Annotated in this window: 16 protein-coding genes; 9 read left to right on the top strand and 7 right to left on the bottom strand. The window is 62.3% G+C overall.

Annotated elements, in window-relative coordinates; all coding sequences use genetic code 11:
* Positions 1 to 37: 37 nt before the first annotated feature.
* The 5 genes from BLV09_RS28220 to BLV09_RS28200 form a co-directional block, all read right to left on the bottom strand.
* Positions 38 to 1,282, bottom strand: coding sequence for an acyl-CoA dehydrogenase (locus BLV09_RS28220; RefSeq protein ID WP_146689740.1), 1,245 nt, complete (start codon positions 1,280 to 1,282; stop codon positions 38 to 40).
* 66 nt (positions 1,283 to 1,348) lie between these two features.
* Positions 1,349 to 2,476 (bottom strand): acyl-CoA dehydrogenase family protein, encoded by a 1,128-nt coding sequence (locus BLV09_RS28215; RefSeq protein ID WP_146689739.1) that lies wholly within the window; start codon positions 2,474 to 2,476, stop codon positions 1,349 to 1,351.
* A gap of 168 nt (positions 2,477 to 2,644) precedes the next feature.
* Positions 2,645 to 4,519: an AMP-binding protein gene (locus tag BLV09_RS28210; RefSeq protein WP_146689738.1), complete on the bottom strand. Its 1,875-nt coding sequence runs from the start codon at positions 4,517 to 4,519 to the stop codon at positions 2,645 to 2,647.
* Between the two features lie 275 nt (positions 4,520 to 4,794).
* Positions 4,795 to 5,553, bottom strand: coding sequence for an SDR family NAD(P)-dependent oxidoreductase (locus tag BLV09_RS28205; protein WP_100385484.1), 759 nt, complete (start codon positions 5,551 to 5,553; stop codon positions 4,795 to 4,797).
* Positions 5,554 to 5,616: 63 nt separating this feature from the next.
* Positions 5,617 to 6,294, bottom strand: coding sequence for a TetR family transcriptional regulator (locus BLV09_RS28200; RefSeq protein ID WP_100385483.1), 678 nt, complete (start codon positions 6,292 to 6,294; stop codon positions 5,617 to 5,619).
* A gap of 147 nt (positions 6,295 to 6,441) precedes the next feature.
* Here BLV09_RS28200 and BLV09_RS28195 point away from each other — a divergent pair, with 147 nt between their 5' ends.
* From BLV09_RS28195 to BLV09_RS28170, 6 genes are all read left to right on the top strand, one after another.
* A complete protein-coding gene (locus tag BLV09_RS28195; protein ID WP_146689737.1) occupies positions 6,442 to 7,614 on the top strand; it encodes an acetyl-CoA C-acetyltransferase in 1,173 nt (390 codons plus the stop codon).
* Between the two features lie 187 nt (positions 7,615 to 7,801).
* On the top strand, positions 7,802 to 9,346 hold the full coding sequence (locus BLV09_RS28190; protein ID WP_100385482.1) for an acyl-CoA synthetase: 1,545 nt from the start codon (positions 7,802 to 7,804) through the stop codon (positions 9,344 to 9,346).
* 125 nt (positions 9,347 to 9,471) lie between these two features.
* Positions 9,472 to 10,644: an alpha/beta hydrolase gene (locus BLV09_RS28185; RefSeq protein WP_146689736.1), complete on the top strand. Its 1,173-nt coding sequence runs from the start codon at positions 9,472 to 9,474 to the stop codon at positions 10,642 to 10,644.
* Between the two features lie 65 nt (positions 10,645 to 10,709).
* On the top strand, positions 10,710 to 11,681 hold the full coding sequence (gene mbfA / locus BLV09_RS28180) for an iron exporter MbfA (RefSeq protein ID WP_100385480.1): 972 nt from the start codon (positions 10,710 to 10,712) through the stop codon (positions 11,679 to 11,681).
* A gap of 157 nt (positions 11,682 to 11,838) precedes the next feature.
* Positions 11,839 to 12,369: a cytochrome b gene (locus tag BLV09_RS28175; RefSeq protein ID WP_100387415.1), complete on the top strand. Its 531-nt coding sequence runs from the start codon at positions 11,839 to 11,841 to the stop codon at positions 12,367 to 12,369.
* 108 nt (positions 12,370 to 12,477) lie between these two features.
* The gene (locus BLV09_RS28170) at positions 12,478 to 13,950 is read left to right on the top strand and encodes an amidase (protein ID WP_146689735.1); all 1,473 of its coding nucleotides are present in this window, start codon (positions 12,478 to 12,480) and stop codon (positions 13,948 to 13,950) included.
* Between the two features lie 134 nt (positions 13,951 to 14,084).
* Here BLV09_RS28170 and BLV09_RS28165 read toward each other — a convergent pair whose 3' ends face one another.
* Both BLV09_RS28165 and BLV09_RS28160 read right to left on the bottom strand, forming a co-directional pair.
* Positions 14,085 to 15,173: a Zn-dependent alcohol dehydrogenase gene (locus BLV09_RS28165; protein ID WP_146689734.1), complete on the bottom strand. Its 1,089-nt coding sequence runs from the start codon at positions 15,171 to 15,173 to the stop codon at positions 14,085 to 14,087.
* Between the two features lie 274 nt (positions 15,174 to 15,447).
* The gene (locus tag BLV09_RS28160; protein WP_146689733.1) at positions 15,448 to 17,232 is read right to left on the bottom strand and encodes an acyl-CoA dehydrogenase family protein; all 1,785 of its coding nucleotides are present in this window, start codon (positions 17,230 to 17,232) and stop codon (positions 15,448 to 15,450) included.
* Positions 17,233 to 17,371: 139 nt separating this feature from the next.
* Between BLV09_RS28160 and BLV09_RS28155 the strand changes: the two genes are divergently transcribed.
* From BLV09_RS28155 to BLV09_RS28145, 3 genes are all read left to right on the top strand, one after another.
* Entirely contained in the window at positions 17,372 to 18,370 is a 999-nt protein-coding gene (locus tag BLV09_RS28155; protein ID WP_146689732.1) for a glutathione S-transferase family protein, read from the top strand.
* A gap of 27 nt (positions 18,371 to 18,397) precedes the next feature.
* Positions 18,398 to 19,099 carry an SDR family NAD(P)-dependent oxidoreductase gene (locus BLV09_RS28150; protein ID WP_146689731.1) on the top strand — a complete coding sequence of 234 codons (702 nt, stop codon included), beginning with the start codon at positions 18,398 to 18,400 and terminating at the stop codon, positions 19,097 to 19,099.
* Positions 19,100 to 19,234: 135 nt separating this feature from the next.
* Positions 19,235 to 20,065 carry an enoyl-CoA hydratase gene (locus BLV09_RS28145; RefSeq protein ID WP_100385475.1) on the top strand — a complete coding sequence of 277 codons (831 nt, stop codon included), beginning with the start codon at positions 19,235 to 19,237 and terminating at the stop codon, positions 20,063 to 20,065.

The following is a 20,065-nucleotide window of genomic DNA, read 5'->3' as shown; positions in this document are numbered from 1 at the left end:
GGGCATCGCTGCGCGATGCCCACCCTACGAATAAGATCTATCTTCCCTTGGTCGGTATCTTGTTGAACGGCACGTCCTTGTCGACCCGGATATCGCCGGGCAGTCCGAGTACGCGCTCGGCGATGATATTGCGCATGATCTCGTCGGTGCCGCCTTCGACGCGGGTGCCAGGCGCGCGCAGCAGCATCGCCTGGAATTTTCCGGCGGCTTCCGCGTCCTCAGGCCCGCTCAAGACCCCGGCGGCGCCCTGCAAATCGAGCGCATAGGTCGCGACATCCTGGATCATCGATCCCGCCACCAGCTTGCCGATGGAATTTTCGGGTCCCGGACGTTCGCCTTTGGAAAGCGCCGAGATCGCGCGCATGCTGGTGTATTTCAGCCCGCTGGCGCGCACCGCCCAGTTGGCGAGCTTTGAGCGCACGCCGCGATCGTCGATCGCGAGCCCGTCCTCGAGCATCAGATTGCTGCAGAACTCGAACAATTCCGGAAAGCCGGTGGCAACGCCGGCGCCGATCGACATCCGCTCGTTCATCAGCGTGGTCAGCGATACGTTCCAGCCATCGTTGACCTCGCCCAGCCGCTGCGCGTCCGGAATTCTGACGTCGGTGAAATAGACCTCATTGAAGTCGGATTGCCCGCTGGCCTGCTTGATCGGCCTGACCTCGACGCCGGGGCTCTTCATGTCTAGGAAGAACATGGTGAGGCCCTTGTGCTTCGGCACATTGGGATCGGTCCGCGTCAGCAGGATGCCGTAGTCGGAATAATGCGCGCCTGAGGTCCAGATCTTCTGACCGTTGATGATCCAGTCATCCCCCTTCTTTTCCGCGCGCGTCCGTAGGCCTGCGACGTCGGAGCCGCCGGCCGGCTCCGAGAACAGCTGGCACCAGATATTCTCGCCTGACGCCAGCGGCGGCAGATATTTTCTTTTCTGCTCTTCGCCGGCAAACGCCATCATGGTCGGGCCGCACATGCCGTGGCCGATGATGAACATCGCGCTGAGCTTGCCGAAGGCGCCCTCTTCCTGCTGCCAGATCACGCGTTCGATCGGGGAAGCGCCACGGCCGCCATAGTCCTTCGGCCAGTGCAGGCAAGCCCAGCCGGCATCGGCTTTTTTCTTTTGCCAGGCTTTCGCGGCCTCGAGGATATTGGCGCCCTTGATCTGGGTGCGGCCGAGCGAGGATTTGCGCAACTCCTCCTCATATTGCTTCGGCGCGTTGGCCGCGATCCAGGCTTTTGCCTCGGCGCGGAACGCGGCTTCCTGCGGGGTGTCATCGAAATTCATGACCGCTCTTTCTTCCTGTCATTCCGGGGCGCGCGAAGCGCGAACCCGGAATGACGATTGTGGGGCTCAAGCCGCATTCCTTTTGCGCATCCGGTCGATCAGCTGATCTTCCCAATAAGAGAGAGAGCCGAGCCCCAGCGCCGCCGCGTTGGCGCGCCGATAATACATGTGGCAGTCGAACTCCCAGGTAAAACCCATGCCGCCGTGAACCTGGATATTGTTCTTGGAGCAATGCTGGAATGCCTGCGTGGCGCTGATGCGGGCCGAGGCTGCCGCTTCCGGCAATTCCGACGCGTTGGTCGAGAGCGCCCAGGCGCCGTAATAGCAATTGGAACGCGCCAGCGTCGCCGAGACATACATGTCGGCGAGTATATGCTTCACCGCCTGGAACGAGCCGATCGGACGGCCGAACGCGATACGGTCGAGCGCATAATCGCGGCCCATCTCCAGCGCGCGGTCGGCGCCGCCGACCTGTTCGAAGGCCATCAGCACCGCGGCGCGGTCGAGCACCTGGGACAAAATGCTCCAGCCGTCGCCGGCCGCACCGATCGGCTCGGCCTTGCAATTCCTGAACGTCAATTCGGCCTGGCCGCGGGTCGGATCGACATTGGTGAGTGTCTTGGCTTCGACGCCACCGGCCTTCATGTCGACCAGGAACAGCGAGATATCGGAATCGCGTCCGCTCGACCCCGTGCGTGCGGCGACAATGGCGAAATCGGCAATCGCCCCATCGGGCACCGGCTTCTTGACGCCGTTGAGCGTACCACCGGAAGCCGCGAGCTTGATTGCTTGCGGCGACGGATTGCCCTTGCCCTCGAACAACGCCAGCGTGCCGATCGCGGACCCCGATGCAATGGCCGGAAGCCATTTTCGCTTTTGCGCGTCGCTGCCCGCGAGCAGGATGGCTTCGGCAGCCAGATAAACCGTCGATGAAAACGGCACCGGCGCCAGCGCGCGGCCCATTTCCTCGGCGACGACGCAAAGTTCGAGATGGCCCGCACCGGCGCCGCCAAAAGCTTCCGGAATCGCGACACCGAGAAAGCCCATATCGGCGAGGCCTTTCCACAGCTCGCGGTCGTAGGGCTCCTTGCCGTCGAGCACCGCGCGCACCGCCTTGGGCGGGCATTTCTCGGTCAGAAATTTCCGCGCCTCGTCGCGCAGCTGCTTTTGATCGTCAGAGAAATCGAAATTCATGGCGGTTTACCTCTTATGGCTGTCGTTCCGGGGCACGTTGAAAACCCGAACTTCAGATGTGCGAGTGCACATCGGGGAATCTCGATGTAAGTAACCTCTGGATTCCGGATCGGTCCAAAGGTGGACCGTCCGGAATGACGGCGAGGCGGTTCATAGATTTATCGTTCCTCAATTCAAAATGATCACATCCTGGTCGGGCCGATCGGCATAGAGCCGCTCCACCAGCGCGGCGCGGCGCTCAAGCCCGGCGCGCTGATTGATGTAGCCTTTATCGGTAAGTTCGTTGCCGTCGATCGAGGCCGGCTCGACCATCAGCATCGCGCGCGCGATCCGCATGCTGCTGGCGCCTTCAGTTGATTGATTGTGCGCCTGCAAGCCCTGCTTCAGGCGGGCCAACACGTCAGGGTGTTTGACGACGTCCTCGTAGCTTGCGTCGGGATTGCCGATGATCTGGCGGCAGGCGTGGAGATTGGGCCAGGCCAGCAGTCCAACGAACGGGCGGTCTTGTCCGGCGACCAGCGCGTCCTGCACCACCGGTGTCGCCGCCGCGATGGCGTCGGTGCGCAGCGAGCCGACATGAACGAAGGTGCCGGTGGTGAGCTTGAAATCCTCCACCACGCGGCCGGCGAAGATGATGCCCTGCACGGGATCCTCGGGATCGACGAACACACCGGCGTCGCCGATGCAGTAAAATCCTTCCTCGTCGAACATGGTTTTGGTGAGATCGGGCCTGCCGAAATAGCCCGGCGTGACGTTGACCCCACGCAGACGCAGCTCATATTTCGAGCTGACGGGGACCATCTTCAACTCGACGCCGGGAAACGGCAGCCCGATCAGGCCGACCCGCTCGGTGTCCCAATAGGTCCCGGTCGAGGTCGGCGCGGTCTCGGTCGAGCCCCAGCCGGTATAGAACACGATGCGCTCGCCGGTGGCGCGCACCGCCAACGCCTGCATCCGCTCATAGAGATCATCCGGCAGCCTCGCACCGCCATAGGCCATCAGACCGAGATTTTTAAAGAAGCTGCGGCACAGCGCGTCGTCTTTTTCCATCGCGGCCGCCAGCGCGGCGTAGCCCGCGGGCACATTGGCGTAATAGGTCGGCGATACCTCGCGCAAGTTACGCAGCGTTTCGTCGATCATGCCGGGCATCGGCCGGCCATCGTCGATATAGAGCGTGCCGCCTTCGGTCAGCACCGGATTGAACAGCGCATTGCCGCCCATGGTGTGATTCCACGGCATCCAGTCGAGATAAGTAGACTGCGGCGCATTTGGATCGCGCGGCCGGACCTGCATCATCATCGCGGCATTGGCGCACATCATGCCTTGCGTGTTGATGACGGCCTTGGGCATTCCGGTCGACCCCGAGGTGAACAAAAGCTTGCCGACGGTATCCGGCGTAATCCTCGCGATCGACTCTTCGACATCCCTGGTGACTGGTGTGGCCGCAAGGTCGGCAAACGCGATGCTCCTGATGCCCTCGCATAGGCGCGCGACATGAACGACGGTAACGCCGGTGAGATCGATTGCCTTCAGCGCCTTCTCAAACGTCGGACCATCCTGCACCATCACCACGGCCGGCTTGATCAGATCGAACAGATATTTCAGTTTGACGTGATCCTGGCTCATCAGCGAGTAGGCCGGCGACACCGGCGCGGCCGGAAAGCGCGCCTGCATCGCCGCCTGCGTCATCAAGGCATGTTCGATCGAATTGCCTGAAAGGATCGCAACGGGACGGCCGGGCTCAAGCCCGAGATTGAGAATGCCTTGCGTCAGCGCATCCACGGTGCGCTTGGCCTCGCCGTAGGACAATTTTCGCCATTGCCGCTCGGGGCCCGCGCGTTGCGCGAGCCAGATCCGTTCCGGCCTTTCCCTGGCCCATTTCGCCAATGAGGCCGGAATATGCTTCTCATAGGGTTTGAGCGGAATCCGCGACTGCAGGATGATGACGCCGTCGGGCCGCCGTTCGACCGCGATATCACGCTCCAGCCATTCGATCTTGCGAAAGGCCGGCTTTGTCAGCACCGCGGCTGCATTCCCACTCATCTCGTTTCTCCCAAAGCTTCGGTCCTTTGCGGATCCTTGTTGTTATCGCCGGGTATAGACCGGCTTTCGTTTTTCCACCCGCGCGGTGGTCGTTACTGCGCCTTCTCCCCTTGTAGGAGCCGAAACGAGCGAAGCTCGCTCCTAGGGCATCGCCGGCGACAGCCTTGCATTCGATGCGGTGAGGGGTTGCCAACCGGATAGAACCCCTCACCCGTCTCGAATTCGCTACGCTCATTCGAGCCACCCTCTCCCACAAAGGGAGAGGGGAAAAGCAACTACCGCGGCGCCATGCGGATGGCGCCGTCGAGACGGATGGTCTCGCCGTTCAGCATCGGGTTCTCGACAATGTGCACCGCGAGGTTGCCGTATTCGGAGGCATCGCCAAGCCGCGCCGGATGCGGCACCTGCGCGCCGAGGCTTTTGCGGGCTTCCTCGTTCAGTCCCATCAACAGCGGCGTCAGGAACAGGCCGGGCGCGATGGTGTTGACGCGGATCTTCTGGCTGGCGAGATCGCGTGCCGCCGGCAAGGTCAGGCCCACCACGCCGCCTTTTGAGGCCGCATAGGCGATCTGTCCGATCTGGCCTTCATAGGCCGCGACGCTCGCGGTGTTGATGATGACGCCGCGCTCTTCGCCGATCGGCTCCGCCGTCACCAAGCGCTCGGCAAACAGCCGCAGCACGTTGAAGGTGCCGATCAGGTTGACGTTGATGATGCGCGCGAACTTGGCCAGCGGATAGACACCGTCCTTGCCGACGATGCGCTGCGAACCGCCGATGCCGGCGCAGTTCATCAGCACGCGTGCGACGCCGTGCGAGGACTCGGCTTTGGCGATTCCCGCCTTGACTTGCTCCTCGTTGGTGACATCGGCGTGGATGGCGACGCCTTTCACTTCCGCGGCGATCTTTTCGGCGTTCTCCATGCTCTGATCGAGCACGGCGATTTTCGCACCCTTGGCCGCCATGGCGCGGGCGGTGGCGGCACCAAGACCGGAGCCACCGCCGGTGATGAGAACGGCAACGTCTTTCAACTGCATGTTTAAGAACCTTTCCTTGGGCGTTTCTTCTCTAGACTTATTGGTTTTGAACCGAAGCGATCGTCATCCGGCCGCGGCGGCACCTTTTTCATTGTTCCTTGTCAGCATGCCGCCGCAGATCAAAGCCTCGATATGCTTGATGTATTGGCGGCAGACTTCATCTGTCACCGGCCCCACGCCGGTGGCGCGCGACATCGCGTGCCGTGCGAAAAACAGATGATCGCAGGCGCCGATCAGGCTGGTGTAGAACAGCACTGGATCGATGCGGCGAAACTCGCCGGCCTTGATGCCTTCGTTGAGCAGCCGGCGATGAAAATCCAGCAGCGGCGCAACAAAGAATTTCGACACTTCGTCGGCGGCTTCGGCGCTGGTTTCGTGCAGGAGATAGTGGATCAGCCGGTTCATGTAGGGGAACCGATGATAGGCGCGGATGATGCCGGCGATATGCAGCTTGAGCTTCGCGGTCGGCGTGATCGGCTGCGCCAGCAGATATTCGAGATTCGATACTTCCGTGGCGGCGTCGCGCGCGAGCAGCGCCAGCAGCAGGCCGTCCTTGTTGCCGAAATGATATTTGACGAGCGCAGCATTGACGCCGGACTTCTGCGCGATGTCGCTGAGTGAAATCTCGATCGAGGAACGCTCGATCATCAATTCGCTCGCCGCAACGATCAGTTTCTCGGCGGTGGCGTTTTTTCCACCCGGAAGCCTGGCCGGTACGCTGGTATTCAACTGTGATGCCATCACTCGCCTTCGCGGAAATAGGCGCGCAGATAAGCCGAAGCCGGAGCCGCACTCAAGAGTTAATTGATTGATTGACTAAATCGGTCGCCGCCACTTAAATCCGCCAACAATCAAAACGCCGACCCAAAACAATCAGGGAGAACAGAGATGGCCGAGGCATATATCGTCGCCGCCGCACGCACCGCAGGTGGCCGCAAGGGAGGCCGTCTCGCAGGCTGGCATCCGGCGGACCTCGCCGCTTCCGTGCTGGATTCGCTGGTCGAGCGCACCGGTGCCGACCCCGCGCAGATCGAAGACGTCATCATGGGCTGCGTGATGCAGGCCGGCGAGCAGTCCAACAACATCGCGCGCAACGCCATCATGGCTTCGAAACTGCCGGAGAGCGTGCCGGGCACCTCGATCGACCGGCAATGCGGATCGTCGCAGCAGGCGCTGCATTTTGCCGCGCAAGCCGTGATGTCGGGAACCATGGACATCGTGATTGCCGCCGGCGTCGAAGCCATGACGCGGGTGCCGATGGGTCTTGCTTCATCGCTGCCCGCAAAAAACGGTTTTGGCCACTACAAGAGCCCGAACATGGAGAAGCGCTATCCGAACATCCAGTTCAGCCAGTTCACCGGCGCGGAGATGATGGCGGAGAAATACGGCCTCTCCAAAGACGAACTCGACGAATACGCCTATGGCAGCCACCAGCGTGCGATCGCGGCGACCCAGGCCGGCAAGTTCAAGGACGAAATCATTCCGCTGCAGATCACCCGCGCCGATGGCTCGACCGATACCCACCACATCGACGAAGGCATCCGCTTCGACGCCAGCCTCGACGGCATCAAGGGCGTCAAGCTGATCGCCGAGAACGGCAAGCTCACCGCCGCCAGCGCCAGCCAGATCTGCGACGGCGCGTCGGGCGTGATGGTCGTCAACGAAAAGGGGCTGAAGTCGCTCGGCATCAAGCCGATGGCGCGGATCCATCACATGACCATGATGGGCGGCGATCCCGTAATCATGCTGGAAGCGCCGCTGCCTGCGACGCAGCGCGCGCTGAAGAAAGCCGGCATGTCGATCGACGACATCGACCTGTTCGAGGTCAACGAGGCCTTTGCCTCGGTGCCGACGGCGTGGCTGAAAACCACCGGCGCCGACCCCACAAGGCTCAACGTCAATGGCGGCGCGATTGCACTCGGCCATCCCCTTGGCGGCTCCGGCACCAAGCTGATGACCACGCTGGTAAACGCGCTCAAGCAGCGCAACAAGCGCTACGGCCTGCAGACCATGTGCGAAGGTGGCGGCATGGCCAACGTGACGATCGTCGAAAGACTGTAAGCGCAGCAACGACAAATGGTGTCGTCCCGGCAAAAGCCGGGACCCATAATCACAAATGTTCGTGGTGGACCCGGCTGGTGAGCTAGCTCGTTCCAACAGTTTAAATTGGTAGTTATGGGTCCCCACGCCCCGTGCGCAATGGCGCACCAGGCGGGGACGACGAACTAATGTGCCTGAGGAAACGTCTGTGACCCACCCTTCCATCCACGCCCGGACCAAGCCGGACAAGATCGCCTATCAGATGGCGGGCAGCGGCAAGGCGATCACCTATCGCGAGCTCGATGAATTATCGAACCAGGGCGCGCATCTGTTCCGTGCGCTCGGCCTCAAAGCCGGCGATCACATCGCGTTCCTGATCGAGAACCGGCTGGCGTTCATGGAAATCTGCTGGGCGGCGCAGCGCAGCGGGCTGTATTACACCGCGATCAGCCGCTATCTGACCCAGGACGAGATCGCCTACATCGTCAAAGACTGCGGCGCCAAGGTGGTGATCACCTCGCCGAAATGCGCCGGGCAGATCAAGGGCCTCGTCACCGGCGCACCCGGCGAACCCTTGTTCTTCATGCTCGACGAGCCGCTGCCGGGCTTCCGCTCCTGGGATAGGGAAGCCATTGCGCAGCTGACCACGCCGATCGCGGACGAGGTCGCCGGCTATGACATGCTGTATTCGTCGGGCACGACCGGCCGCCCCAAAGGCATCAAGCGGCAGTCCGAAAACAATCCGATCACCTTGCCGAACCCGTTCTTGCGGGTTCTCTGCGCCGACATGTGCGGCATGAATGCCGACAGTATCTATCTGTCGCCGGCGCCGCTCTATCATGCGGCTCCGCTGCGCTTCAACATGATGGCGATCGTGCTCGGCGGCACGTCCGTGATCATGGAATCCTTCGACGCCGAAGAATTTCTGAAGCTGGTCGAAAAGCACGGGATCACCCAGTCGCAACTGGTGCCGACCATGTTCGTGCGCATGCTGAAGCTGCCTGATGAAGTGCGGATGCGCTACGACGTGTCCTCGCTGAAGGGCGCGATCCACGCCGCCGCGCCCTGCCCGATCGACGTCAAAGCAAAGATGATCGAATGGTGGGGGCCGATCCTGATCGAGTATTATGCGGGCTCGGAAGGCAACGGCGTCACGGTATCGACCTCGCAGCAATGGCTAGATCATCGCGGCACCGTCGGCCGCGCCGTGGTCGGCAAGGTCAAGATAGCAAACGAGAACGATGAGGAAGTACCTGCGGGCCAGATCGGCACGGTGTATTTCGCCGACGCGCCGGTGTTTTCCTATCACAACGATCCCGACAAGACCAAGCGCGCCTACAACACCAAAGGCTGGTCGACGCTCGGCGACGTCGGCTATCTCGACGACGAAGGATTTCTCTACCTGACCGATCGCAAGTCCTACATGATCATCTCCGGCGGCGTGAACATCTATCCGCAGGAGACCGAGGATGTGCTGATCACCCATCCCGGCGTCGCCGACGTCGCAGTGTTCGGCGTGCCGAACGAGGAGATGGGCGAAGAGGTCAAGGCCGTGGTGCAGCCGCACGACATGGCGCGGGCCGGCAAGGAGCTGGAGGCCGAGTTGATGGTGTTCTGCCGAAAACATCTGTCGCCGATCAAATGCCCGCGCAGCATCGACTTCGAGGCCGAACTGCCGCGCACGCCAACCGGCAAGCTGGTGAAGCGGCACTTGCGCGACCGCTATTGGCCGAAGACGGCGGTGAAGGGGTAGGCGCAAGCGATCGAGCACATTCCGTCATGCCCGGGCTTGTCCCGGGCATCCACGTCTTTACAACGTTGCAGCCAGCAAGACGTGGATGGCCGGGATAAACCCGGCCATGACGATGAAGGTGCCCCATGAACACCACCAGCGACCTTCCCGACATCCCTCTCCCGCCAACCATCCGCTCGCGCTACGTCGAGAACGTCAACGGCCTGCGGATGCATGTGCTCGAGGCCGGCTTCGAGACGCGCGGCCGGCCTTGCATATTGCTGCTGCATGGCTTTCCCGAACTTGCCTTCAGCTGGCGCAAGGTGATGCCGGCGCTCGCGCAAGCCGGCTATCACGTGATCGCGCCGGACCAGCGCGGCTATGGCCGCACCACCGGCTGGGATGCGAATTACGATGGCGACCTGAATTCGTTCCGGCTGCTTAACCTCGTGCGCGACGCGCTCGGCCTGGTCTCGGCCTTCGGTTACCGGCATGTCGATGCCGTGGTCGGACATGATTTCGGCAGCTCGGTTGCCGCCTGGTGCGCGCTGGTGCGGCCCGATGTGTTTTGGTCGGTCGCGCTGATGAGCGCGCCATTCGCCGGGCCGCCCGCGCTGCCATTCGACACCGCGGATGCGCCCCCAAAACCCAAGCCTGAAGATCCCGTGCATCGCGAGTTGGCGGCGCTGCCGCGTCCGCGCAAGCATTATCAGTGGTACTACTCCACGCGCGAGGCCAACGCCGACATGCAGCACGCGCCGCAAGGCGTGCATGATTTCCTGCGCGCCTATTATCATCACAAGAGCGCCGACTGGAAAGACAACAAGCCTTATCCGCTGAAGTCATGGTCCGCGGGTGAACTCGCGAAGTTGCCGACCTACTACGTGATGGATCTTGCCAAGGACATGGCCGCAACCGTTGCGGAGCAAATGCCATCGGCCGCCGAGATCGCCGCGAACCAATGGCTGCCTGACCGTGAGCTTGCCTTCTACAGCGCCGAGTACCAACGCAACGGTTTCCAGGGCGGGCTGCAATGGTACCGCTGCGGCACATCAGGCGCATTCATTCCCGAACTCCAGACCTGGTCGGGCCGCAGCATCGATGTCCCGTCATGCTTCATCTCCGGCAAACAGGATTGGGGCATCTATCAACGCCCCGGCGTGTTCGAAACGATGCAGACCACCGCCTGCACCAAGATGATCGGCTGTCATCTGATCGAGGGCGCCGGGCACTGGGTACAGCAGGAACAACCCGCCGAAGTAAGCCGGCTGCTGCTCGAATTTCTGCAACAAGCGCAGACCAAGGGCGCTTCGATTTGACGTGGCGACGGCAGGTGTCTATAACCAATTTAGAATCATTCTAAATTGAGAAAAAGGCTCCTGTCGTGAAGAATTTCGCCGATCTGACCGAGCGGGAAGTGCTGGCGGTCGCAATTTCCTCGGAGGAGGAAGACAGCCGCATCTACATGACCTTTGCCGAGGATTTGGCCGAACGGTATCCGGATTCGGCCAAGATCTTCGAGGAGATGGCCGAGGAGGAAAGAGGCCATCGTCACCAGCTGCTGGAACTCTATGAACAGCGTTTCGGCCCGCATTTACCCCCGATCCGCCGGGACAATGTCCGGGGCTTTTTGCGCCGCCGCCCGATCTGGCTGACCAAGAACCTGTCGCTCGACACCATCCGCAAGGAAGTGGGCACGATGGAGTTCGAGGCCGAGCGGTTTTACGTCAAGGCCGCCGAACAAGCCGAGGATGTCGGCGTTCGCCGGTTGCTCGGCGATCTCGCGGAAGCGGAAAAAGACCACGAAAAACTGGCGGCGCAGTTGACTGACCAGATCCTCAGTCCGGACGTTCGCGCCGACGAGGAGAAAACCCGCCGGCGCATCTTCGTGCTGCAATATGTGCAGCCGGGCCTCGCCGGATTGATGGACGGCTCGGTATCGACGCTGGCGCCGCTGTTCGCGGCGGCGTTCGCAACCCATCAGAACTGGCCGACGTTTCTGGTGGGACTGGCCGCCTCGATCGGCGCCGGCATCAGCATGGGTTTTGCGGAAGCGTTGTCCGACGACGGATCATTGACCGGGCGTGGTTCGCCCTGGCTGCGCGGCGCGGCCAGCGGCGTGATGACGGCGCTTGGCGGCCTCGGGCACTCCCTGCCCTATCTCGTCCCTGACTCATGGGCGAATGCGTTCTGGATCGCGACCGCGATCGCGGGCGTCGTCGTGTTCTTCGAGTTGTGGGCCATCGCCTTTATCCGCTCGCGATATATGGACACGCCGTTCCTGCAAGCGGTGTTTCAGATCGTGCTCGGCGGCGTCATCGTGCTGGCTGTCGGTATTCTCATTGGAGCGGCGTAGGCCGGTCACGTCTTCGCAATGGTTACATCCATGTGACAATGCCGGAATCCACACGCGCGGATGATTAGAGCATTTCTAGATGCAAGCTGGCTTCGATCTGCTGAAACGTCACGGCTTCTGGCTTAAGAGAAACGCGCCTTCCGACTTAAGAGAAATCATGACCGATCGTTTGCAATACGGGACCACCGCCAAGGTGTTCCACTGGCTCATTGTGGCGCTTTTACTGGTGCAATATCCGTTGGGCTGGCTGATGCCGGATATCCACCGCGGCATGAAACCCGGCGACGCCATGACCTACCATATCTCGATTGGCATCGTCATTCTCGCGCTCATCGTCTTGCGGCTTGTGTGGCGGCTGACGCATCCGGTGGCGCCGGAAAGCTCGCTGCCGCCGTGGCAACGGCTGGGTTCGGAAGCCGTGCACTGGCTGCTCTATCTCCTGGTGCTGGCCACGACCATCAGCGGCTGGCTGTTCGCATCGTTTCGCGGCTGGTCGATCTCGTTCTTTTTCCTGACGCCGCTGCCAATGCTGGCTTCCGAAAGTTCAACCGCCATTCGCGCGATCAATCACTGGCATCAGAAGTTTGAATGGGCGCTGCTGATACTGATCGGGCTTCACGTGGTGGCGGCGCTGGCCCATCTTTTCGTCTACCGCAGCCGCGTCATGCAGCGGATGCTGCCGGGATAGCCACCCTCACCCTTCGGCGATACCTGCAATTCCCGGCACCGCCTTGCAGCGGGTGGCGGAACTGAGCATCATTGGTACAGGTACAAAAACAATGGCAGGAGAAACGCCTTGGCGAAATCGCAATGGAGCTTCAAGACCGCGACCGAACTGTCGGCAGCGCTGGCGGCAAAGAAGGTCTCCGCCGTCGAACTGGCGCAGGACGTGATCGGCCGCATCGAGCGTCACGACGGCAAGATCAATGCGATTTGCGCCCGTGATTTCACCCGCGGCCTTGATGCGGCCCGCGCTGCCGACGCTGCGCTTGCACGCGGCGAGAACAAGCCGCTGCTCGGCATCCCCCTGACCGTGAAGGAATCCTACAATGTCGGCGGACTTCCCACGACATGGGGCATTCCGGCGCAGAAGAACTTCGTGCCGCTGGAAGACGCGCTGTCGATCTCTCGGGTGAAGGACGCCGGCGGCGTCATCCTCGGCAAGACCAACGTCCCGCTCGGGCTCGGCGACTGGCAGAGCTACAACGAGATCTACGGCACCACCAACAATCCGTTCGACCTCGGCCGCACGCCCGGCGGTTCCTCCGGCGGATCGTCGGCGGCGCTGGCTGCGGGTTACGGGCCGCTCTCGCTGGGCTCCGATATCGGCGGCTCGCTGCGGGTTCCCGCGTTTCATTGCGGCGTCTATGCCCACAAGCCGACCTTCGCGCTGGTGCCGTCGCGCGGCCATACGCCGCCACCGTTGCCGCCGCTGCCGTTCGACCGCGATCTCTCGGTGATCGGTCCGATGGCGCGCTCGGCCGCGGACCTCTCCTTGCTGCTCGACGTGATCGCAGGGCCGGACCCGCTGGAAGCCGGCAAGGCGTACCGGCTGGCGCTGCCGCCGCCGCGTCACAGCGAGATGAAGCCATTTCGGGTGCTGCTGATCGACACCGATCCTGTGATGCCGACCTCCAAGGCCGTGCGCGCGGCGATCAACAAGCTTGCCGCTGATCTCGGCAAGGCAGGCGTGACAGTCACCCGCGAGAGCCCGCTGCTGCCCGACTTCGCCGCCTCGACACGGCTTTACATGCGGATGCTGATGTCATTCCTCGCCGCATCATTTGCGCCGGAGGTCTATGCCGGCGCGCAGGCTGCAGCCGCCAAGCTCGCGCCAGACGATATGAGCCTTGGGGCGGAACGCCTGCGCGGCATCACGCTTGGCCATCGCGACTGGCTGATGGCGGATGGCGGACGCGCGCGGCTGCGGGCGCAATGGCGCGAGCTGTTCAAGACTTTCGACGCGGTGATTTGTCCCGTGATGCCGACGCCGGCCTATCCGCATGATCATTCGCCGGAGCAGGAAGCGCGCCGGATCAATATCGACGGCAAGGATTATGTTTATCCCGACCAGTTGGCGTGGCCCGGCATCGCGACGCTGCCGGGCCTGCCGGCAACCGCGATACCGATCGGCCTTTCACCGGACGGCTTGCCGGTCGGCGTGCAGATTGTCGGCCCGTGGCTGGAAGACCGTACGCCGTTGAAACTGGCGGAACTGATCGAACGCGAATTCGGCGGCTTCGTCCCGCCGCCGATGTTCGATGATTAGTTAATCGACGTCATTCCGGGGCGCGCAAAGCGCGAACCCGGAATCCAGAGGTTGTTTAACGAGATTCCGGGTTCGCATCTTCGATGCGACCCGGAATGACGAACCAACTTCGCCCGACGATGGGCGATCAATTCTCAAGCATCAAACATGATCACGCTGCGCACGGTCTTGCCGGCTTTCATGTTGGCAAAACCTTCGTTGATCTCGGACAGTTTCAGCTTGGCCGAGATCCAGTCCTCCAGATGCAGCTTGCCGCGCATGTAGAATTCGACCAGCCGCGGCATGTCGACGCGAAAATGGTTCGAGCCCATCGACGAACCCTGGATCTTGCGTTCGCGCAGGAAGTCGAAGCCGTGCAGCTCGATCTTCTGGCCGAACGGGATCATGCCGACGATGGTCGCGGTGCCGCCGGGCGCCAGCATCGCAAAGGCCTGCTCCGCGGTCTCCTTGCGGCCCAGCACCTCGAACGAATGATGCACGCCGCCATTGGTGAGATCGCGCACCTGCTGCACCACATCGCCGTTGCGGGGATCGACCACATCGGTGGCGCCGAGCTTTGTCGCCAGTTGAAGTTTGGCCGGATTGGTGTCGACCGCGATGATGCGGCCGGCGCCCGCGATCTCGGCACCGTTGATCGCGGCCATGCCGACGCCACCGCAGCCGATCACCACGACATTCTCGCCCGGCGCGACCTTGGCGGTGTTCACCACCGCGCCAAAGCCGGTGATGACGCCGCAGCCGATCAGCGCCGCCAGATCGAGCGGCATGTCCTTGCGGATTTTGACGATGGCGTTTTCGTGCACCAGCATCTGCTCGGCAAAGGATGACAGATTGAGGAACTGGTTGAGCTTTTCCGACCGTGCCCAGGACAGCCGGTTGGACTGGCCGGGCAGCATCTTCACGGTGGTGTCGGTGCACAGCACCGTGCGGCCCGTGGTGCAATTGTCGCAGGTGCCGCAGAACACTGACAGACATGTGACGACGTGATCGCCGGGCTTCACGTAATTGACGTCGGAGCCGACCTTCTCGACGACACCGGCGGACTCATGGCCCAGCACCGCCGGCAGCGGATGCGGATAAAGCCCTTCCATGAAATGCAGGTCGGAGTGACAGAGGCCCGCGACCGACGTGCGGATCAGGACCTCGCGTGGACCGGGGTTCGGCACGCTGACATCCTCGATCACCAAGGGCTTGTTGACTTCATGCAGAACGGCGGCCTTCATCGGTGTTTCCTCTTTTTTGTTGTTCGTATTTAAGAACGCGAAAAGTGCGCTCCCTCTCCCACCCAACTCGGGTTTACCCGAGTTGGGCACCCGAACTTGTCGAAGTCGGATAAATCCGACTTCGATGGGAGAGGGTCGGGGTGAGGGGTCACGGTCTATCGATAGGCCGTAACCCCTCACCCGGATCGCATCTGTCGATGCGATCCGACCTCTCCCACAAGGGGAGAGGTGGTACCGAGTCCGCGGCATTCTTATTCCGGTCCATCGTCCAAGCCTACGCCGCCGAAATCAATTCGCCAACCTCGGCCATGCCGACGTCGCGGTCGCCGAGCAGATGGCCTGTCATCGCCCGCTGCGCTGCATTTTCCGTGAGCCGGAACGGATCGCCCGCCTGTAACCGGTGATCGATGACCATGCGCGATAGCAGCAGCCGTCGTGCATCGCCGCGCATCGCGTGAATGCGTCCGCCCTCCCAGGCCAGCGCAACCGCGCTTGCGACATGGTAAAGCAGGCTGGTGGCACGCCTTGCCTCGGCTTCATTGTCGGTGCGGCTGGCCACCTCGCGGGCAAAGCCGACCGCGCGGTCGGTCAATCCGCGCAAGCGGTCGCGCCAGGCCTGCGGCACATTGGCGCTGTCGTCGAGGCGGGCATGCAGATCCGCTGACAGCGCGGCATCGGCGCCGTGGCGGCCGACCGCCCGCTTCAGCGCATCGATCGCCACGATATTGCCGGTACCTTCCCAGATCGAGCCGAGATGCGCGTCACGCAACAACCGCGCGGTGGCGAATTCCTCGATGTAACCGATGCCGCCACGCATTTCCAACGCGTCGCCGCAGACCTTGCGCGCATCGCGGGTGGCGCGGAATTTCAACGTCGGCGTCAGGATGCGCAACAGCGCCGCTGCATCCTGGCTGCCAGCCTCGGCGCGGTCGAGCGCGTCGGCGGTGAGGAAGCTCATCGACAACGCCTGCTCGGTAGCGAGCATGATCTTCATCAATTGCCGCCGCGCCAGCGGCATATCGATGATGCGTTGGCCGAACACCACACGATTTTTGGCGACCGTCATCGCATCATGGTGTGCGCGGCGCATCAGCGCGGTCGATTTGACGCCGTTGGAGAGCCGCGACGAGTTGACCATTTCGGCCATCTGCACAAAGCCACGGTCGAGCCGGCCGACCGCATACGCGATCGCGCCTTCCAGCTTGATCTCACCCGAGGCCATCGAACGGGTACCGAGCTTGTCCTTGAGGCGAACGATCCGGTAGTGATTTTGCGAACCGTCTTCGAGCCGGCGCGGCATCAGGAACAGGCCAACGCCGCGCGTGCCGCCTTCGGCGCCTTGCGGCCGCGCCAGCAGCATCACCACTTCAGCATCCGCATTGGAGCAGAACCACTTCTCGCCATATAACCGCCAGTGATCGCCTTCCTGCACCGCTGACGTCGTCAGCTTGCCGACGTCGGAGCCGCCTTCCTTCTCGGTCATGAACTGGCCGCCTTGGGTCAGCTTGCTCATGTCGGTCTGGGTCAGGCCGTCGAGATATCTGGCTTTCAGCGCCTCGCTGCCGAAATTCGCCAGCAACTTGGCGCAGCCGTCGGTGACGTTGATCGGACAGCCCAGGCCGAACTCGGCCTGATTGAACAAAAACGTAAAGGCGTGCTTGGCCACCACGGGATATTTGTCTGGCCAGCCCAGAATGCCCTTGCGGACCGACATCGCATGGATGCCGAATTCACCGAACGCGGCGCGCTCGAGCTCCCGATAGGCCGGATGATACTCGATCCACTGCACGTCGCGCCCGAACTTGTCGCGCTGATGCAGTTCCGGCACATGGCGGTCAGCCAGGCGCGCGCATTCGTCGAGATGGCCGCCGGCGAGCCCGCCCAGGCGGTCGAGATGTGGCTCGATATGACGAAACAGCCGGTCGGGCAGATGAAGACGAAGCAGATCCGTCAGCGCGGGATCCGCGCGATAGAAATTCATTCCCGACGTATCCGGCGCGAGCAAGCCGGGCTGGGCGGCCGGGAGTGTTCCTTCGGCGTGTTTATTTAGCTGATGCATTTTACAACCCTTGTTCGTTCCGCCCGGTCCGACGATTATTGTATTGAGGAGAATGCCGCTCCCGACCATTGAATGATATAGATCATTCTCCAGATAAAGCAGGCGCTAGAGCCGTCGAAGCATCATCGGAGAATTACCCATGGCTGGCGGCTATCGCATCTTCGGCGCCGAGATGTCGCCCTACTCGGTCAAGGTCCGCTCCTATTTTCGCTACAAAGCCATCCCGCATCAATGGATTTTACGGAATGCGGCAAGCCAGGCGGACTATGAGAAGTACGCCAGAATGCCGATCATTCCGCTGGTCATTACGCCCGACGGCGCTGGCATCCAGGATTCCACGCCGATCATCGACCAGCTGGAAAGACTCTATCCGGAGCCGTCGATCCATCCCAATGATCCCATCACGCGCTTCATTTCCGCACTGATCGAGGAGTTCGGCGACGAATGGGGCAACAAATGGATGTTTCATTACCGCTGGGCGCGCGATGTCGACCAGATGAGTTCGGCGGGACGTATCGCGCGCATGCGCAGCCCGCACGCGAGCGAACAGGAGCACGCGGCGTTCACAACGCAAGTGCGGACCCGCATGGTGGAGCGGCTCTGGTTCGTCGGCTCGAACGCCGTGACCGCGCCGCAGATCGAGGTCGGCTTTCTCGCGATGCTCGGTCTATTGGACCATCATCTCGCCAGCCGACCCTATCTGTTCGGCGGACGGCCCGCATTCGGCGACTTCGGGCTTTGGGGGCAGATCTACGAAATGTGGACCGACCCCACCGCGGGCGCGATCATCGGCGGCGGCACGCCGCATGTGCTCGACTGGATCCAGCGCATGCTGTGGCCGAAGGCGGAAGGCGCGTTTGAGGACTGGTCCGCGCTGGCGCCGACCCTGATGCCGATCCTGACCGAACAGGTCGGAAAGCAGTTCATGCCGTGGACATCGGCCAACGAAAAAGCCCTGAACGCGAAGCAGGAAGAGTTCAGCGTCGCGCTCGGCGACAAGCTCTGGATCCAGAAGCCGCAGAAATATCACGCGCGATCGCTCGCGATGCTGCGCGCCAAATACGCTGAAATCGCCGACAAGGCCGCCCTCGATCCAGTTCTGGAAACGGCCGGATGCCTTGCCGCCTTGCGCGGCTAAACGTTGTCAAGAAGAAGGAAACCACCCATGGATGTTCCCAAATATAAAACCGCTTTGATCGTCGGCGCCGGTGAAGGCCTGAGCGCTTCGCTGGCGCGGCTGTTTGCACGCGAAGGCATTCGTGTCGCGCTGGCGGCGCGCGGGATCGAAAAGCTCGGTGCGCTTTGCAGCGAGACCGGCGCGAAGGCATTCGCCTGCAACGCGACCGACGCCGATGAGGTCGAACGCCTGTTCGGCCTGGTCGAGCGCGAAATCGGCACGCCGGATCTCGTCGTCTACAACGCCAGTGGACGGGCGCGTGGCGCGTTCGTCGAGCTGGTGCCGTCGGATGTCGCGCAGGCGATTGCGGTCAGCGCGTTCGGCGGCTTTCTGGTGGCGCAGCAGGCGGTGAAGCGGATGCTGCCCAGCAAACGCGGTGCGATCCTGTTCACCGGCGCCTCCGCCAGCGTCAAGGGCTATGCGCAATCCGCGCCGTTCGCGATGGGCAAGTTCGCGCTGCGCGGCCTGGCGCAGAGCATGGCGCGCGAATTGTCGCCGCAGGGGATTCACGTCGCGCATTTCGTCATCGACGGCGGCATTCGCAGCGCCGCGCGCACCGAGACCCCCGACCGGCCGGATTCGATGCTTGATCCCGACGCGATTGCGGCCAGCTACTGGAGCGTGCTGCAACAGCCGCGTAGCGCCTGGACATGGGAACTGGAACTGCGGCCATGGGTGGAGAAGTTTTAGAGACACCAAGGTCATGCCGGGATAGTGCGTTAGCACCGGACCTCAGATGTGCAATGACACATCGGGGAATCCTTGGATTCCGGGTCGATGCTTCGCATCGCCCCGGAATGACGGCGAATGAAATGGGAATTCGACATGACCACCGAGACCGCGATCGATACCGGCACCGATGAACTCCTGTGCGTGATCCGCGACCGCGTCGCGGTCATCACGCTGAACCGGCCGGAAGTCCGCAACGCGATGTCGGATCATCTGACGCCGGCGTTGCGCGCCATGATCAAGACCTGCGGCGAGAATCCTGAGGTCGGCGTGCTCCTGATTACAGGCGCCGGCACCGCCTTCTGCGCCGGCGGCAACGTCAAGGGCATGGGCGCCCACCGCGACCAGAAGAAACTCGACATGTCCTATGACGAGAAGGTCGCCGATTTGCAGGAGCGGCAGCGGCTCTTGACCGGCGCGCTGATCTCGGTGCGCAAGCCGACGATTGCCGCACTGCCGGGTCCCGCCGTGGGGGCCGGCCTCGCGCTAGCGATGGCCTGCGACATCCGCATCGCGGCACAATCGGCGTTCGTTTCGACCGGTTATCTGCGGGTCGGATTGAGCGGCGATTACGGCATTGCATGGCTGCTGACGCGGCTGGTCGGAACATCGCGGGCGCGCGAATTGATGTTCACCGCTGACAAGGTCGACGCCACGAGATGCGAGGCGATCGGCCTCGTCAACCGCGTGGTGCCGGACGACAAGCTTCAGGCGGAAGCTTTTGCGCTCGCCAAATCGATGGCCGAAGGCCCGACGCTCGCGTTGCGCTACATGAAGGACAATCTCGACGAAGCCCTGCTGTTCGATTACGCCACCGCGCGCGATCATGAGGCCGAACGCCTGACCCGCTTGACGACGACGGCGGATCATCGCGAGGCGGTGCAGGCCTTCATCGAAAAGCGCAAGCCGGTGTTCAGGGGAAGCTAG

The organism is Bradyrhizobium canariense (assembly GCF_900105125.1).
Lineage (GTDB): Bacteria > Pseudomonadota > Alphaproteobacteria > Rhizobiales > Xanthobacteraceae > Bradyrhizobium > Bradyrhizobium canariense_A.
Note: the sequence above shows the minus strand (reverse complement) of the source record. Positions and strands in the feature narration are given on the sequence as shown.